Below are 3331 nucleotides of genomic sequence, written 5' to 3' on the forward strand. Positions count from 1 at the left end.
ATTCATGACCGGCGGTGTCGAGCACCACTGGATTCGGCTCGAGGAGGGAAACAAGCAGGGCGTCAAGCGAATTGGTTACGAAGTCGCCAGTGAGAACGCCTTGCAGGAAGTCGCCCGCCGGCTACGAGAACAAAACATCGAGGTTCTCGAGGGTGGTGACCCCAAGCGCGACCGTGTGCAGCGGTGGCTGCGGTTCACCGATCCCGGCGGAACCGACATCGAACTCTACGTGGGGATGTACGAGCGCGGAGTTGCCCCCGTCAACAACGGCGTGACGCTCGAGAAATTCCTGCACGCGGCATGGGGGGTGACGAACTGGGAGCAAACCACAGCCTTCTACCAGGATGTGTTGGGGTTCAAGGCGTCCGACTGGATCAGCAACCGTGCGGGATTCTTCCGCGCCGCGGATCGTTACCACCACTCGCTTGTGTTGTTGCGCAGTGAGCGTTCCAATTTCAACCATTTCTGCATTCAAGTGAGCTCACTCGACGACGTGATGCGCGCGCGCAACAACGCGCTGCGGCTGGGCGTCAAGCTGCGCGATGATCTGCTGCGGCATGCCCCGTCGGGATCCATCGGCGTCTACCTCAAGGATGAGGCCCGGGGTTTCGCGGTCGAATTCTGTGTGGGACACCCACAACTCGATGATGACACTCACCGCGCTCGTGTCTTGTCGGCGTCTCCGGAGACGCGCGACGTCTGGTTGGCACCACTGCCCGACCCACTCGAGCCCGGAACTGTCACCACGATGGACGGGCGCGCCGAGCAGAGCGCACCACGGGAATGGATTCCCGGCAGCATTGTCGAGTCGGGCGTGCGGCGATGACCGCGCCGACTCGCTCTCAGGACGGGGCGCAACAGATGGTCGAGTATCGGGAATTGTTCATCGGCGGGCGGATGGTCGCACCCAGCGGCCAGAACACGATTGAGGTGATCTCTCCGCATTCCGAACAGGTCATCGGGCGTACGCCCGATGGTGCACCGGCCGACATCGACGCCGCGGTGTCCGCCGCGCGATCGGCGATGGCGGGGGAGTGGGGACGCTCGTCCGCCTCGGAGCGCGTCGAGGTGATGAAGCGCCTGCTGGCTGAATGCCGCCGCCGCTCCGAGGAGTTCGGACATGCCCAGGTGCTCGAGATGGGTTGCCCCATCTCGCAGGTCAACATGGTGATGGTCGAACCGGCGTTCGGCAACCTCGACTACTACATCGATCTGATCAGTGGAATGCAGTTCGAGGAACGCAGGACCGGCGCCGGGGGTAGCAGCGTCGTTCGCCAGCGACCGGTAGGTGTTGTCGGTGCCATCATCCCCTGGAACGGGCCACCGACACTGACGATGATGAAACTCGCGCCGGCGCTCGCCGCCGGGTGCGCGGTGGTGTTGAAGCCGGCACCCGAGGCCCCGCTGGATTCGTATGTGCTCGCCGATGCTGCCGCGGCCGCCGGGCTGCCCGACGGTGTGCTCAACATCGTTCCCGGCGGTCGTGAACTGGGGGAGTATCTGGTCACTCATCCCGGCGTGGACAAGGTCTCGTTCACCGGCTCGAGTGCGGCTGGAAAGCGCATCGGCAGGCTGTGCGGTGAGCGGCATCGGCCGGTGACCCTCGAGCTCGGCGGCAAGTCGGCAGCCATCGTTCTGCGCGACGCGGACCTCGCCGCCACCGTCGCCGGGCTCGCGTTCAACTCCTTCCTCAACAGCGGGCAGATCTGCGCCCTCGACAGCCGAATTCTGCTACCGGTCAATCGCTTTGACGAATTCGCTGAGGCGATCGGTGCGACGGTGGCCGGCTTCAAGGTTGGCGATCCGTTCGATCCGGAGACGTTCGTGGGCCCGTTGGTGAGTGAGCGGCAACGGGACAGGGTGGAAGGCTACCTGGCGAAGGGCGTTGCCGAGGGTGCACGGGTGGTGGTTGGCGGTGGCCGTCCTAAGGACCTTCCCCACGGCTGGTACGTGGAGCCAACGGTGTTCGTCGACGTCGAACCGTCGATGACGATAGCCCGCGAGGAGATCTTCGGACCGGTGATTGCGTTGCTGCCCTATACCGACGAGGACGAGGCCGTGGCGATCGCAAACGACACCGATTATGGTTTGGCGGGCTCTATTTGGACCACTGACGTGGCACACGCACTCGAGTTGTCGGCGCGTGTCCAGACCGGCACCATGGCGATCAACACCTTCGGTTGTCAGCCCTGCACGCCGTTTGGTGGCGTCAAGCTCAGTGGCATCGGGCGTGAAGGCGGCCCTGAAGGGTTGCGTGCGTACCTGTCCAGCCAGTCCATCCTGCTGGGTTGAAAAGCTCATGTCTGTGACTGATGAGCACCCGCAGAGTCTGCCGGCATCCGGCCGCATTCTCGCCGGCTTTGAGCCCGGCGTCGGCTTCATCGGCCTCGGCGACATGGGTGGACGCATCGCCCAACGGATACTGGCCGCCGGCTTTCCTCTGACGGTGTACGACCGAAGCGCGGATGCCTGCCACACGTTGCGTGAGCGGGGCGCCGCGGTTGCCGAACAGGCTGAGCTTGTCGGCCGCCAGTGCGGCGTCGTGAGCATCTGCGTTGTCGATGACACACAGCTGCGCGAGGTCATCGGGCAGCTACGACGGGAGTTGAGACCCGGATCGGTCGTGCTCGTTCACAGCAGTGTTCTGCCCGACACCGTCATTGAACTTGCCCAGGACCTCGCGACCATGGACGTTGCGGTGATCGATGCGCCGGTCAGCGGCTCACGTCCCGCCGCGGATGACGGGACGTTGACAGTAATGGCCGGGGGCGACCAAGCCACCCTCGAGAGGCTTCAGCCGTTGCTCGACACGTTCGCCGCGAACGTCGTGCGGGCGGGCGAGGTGGGCGCGGGTCAAGCCCTCAAGATCGCCAACAACGTCATGCTTCACATGAACTACCTGGTGGCCTTGGAGGCGGTGCGGTTCGCGCGCAGCCAGGGGGTCGAAGAGGCGACGCTCATTGCGACGGCGAACATCTCCAGCGGGCGATCCTGGGTAACTGAGACTTGGGGTTTGCTCGATGCCATGATGGTCGACCACCCGCTCGCCGGAACCGATGCCATCTATCCGTTGATGTCCAAGGAGCTCTGGCACTCGGTGCAGTTGGGCCGCGATACCCAGACCTCGCTGCCGTTGACGGCCCTCGGCACGCAGCTCACCGAGGGGCATCTGCGTGCCCGTCGCCAGGATCTGCAATCGGAGACCCGTAAATAGAACGGGACGTCTAGCGAGGTTCGCGTTACTGAACGCTAACTTCAGGCCCGGCGGCGGGTGCCCCGCGAGCGCAATCAGAGCGCCACGAGCGGAATCTGCTTGTATCCCCGGATCAGC

Annotated in this window: 3 protein-coding genes; all 3 read left to right on the plus strand. The window is 64.4% G+C overall.

Annotation, left to right across the window (positions count from 1 at the left end):
• Positions 1 to 826 (plus strand): VOC family protein (locus tag WAN02_RS04615; RefSeq protein ID WP_422262999.1); only part of this gene is annotated, 826 nt, incomplete at its 5' end.
• A 35-nt stretch (positions 827 to 861) separates the two neighbouring features.
• Positions 862 to 2292, plus strand: a complete 1431-nt coding sequence (locus WAN02_RS04620) for an aldehyde dehydrogenase (RefSeq protein WP_422263001.1) — start codon at positions 862 to 864, stop codon at positions 2290 to 2292.
• 13 nt (positions 2293 to 2305) lie between these two features.
• Positions 2306 to 3214, plus strand: coding sequence for an NAD(P)-dependent oxidoreductase (locus WAN02_RS04625; RefSeq protein ID WP_422263000.1), 909 nt, complete (start codon positions 2306 to 2308; stop codon positions 3212 to 3214).
• Positions 3215 to 3331 lie beyond the last annotated feature (117 nt).

This window comes from Mycobacterium sp., assembly GCF_049281135.1.
Lineage (GTDB): Bacteria > Actinomycetota > Actinomycetes > Mycobacteriales > Mycobacteriaceae > Mycobacterium.

Excerpts from the sequence above, each read along its gene's own strand:
- WAN02_RS04620 (WP_422263001.1), top strand. The coding sequence starts at position 862 with ATGGTCGAGTATCGGGAATTGTTCATCGGCGGGCGGATGGTCGCACCC.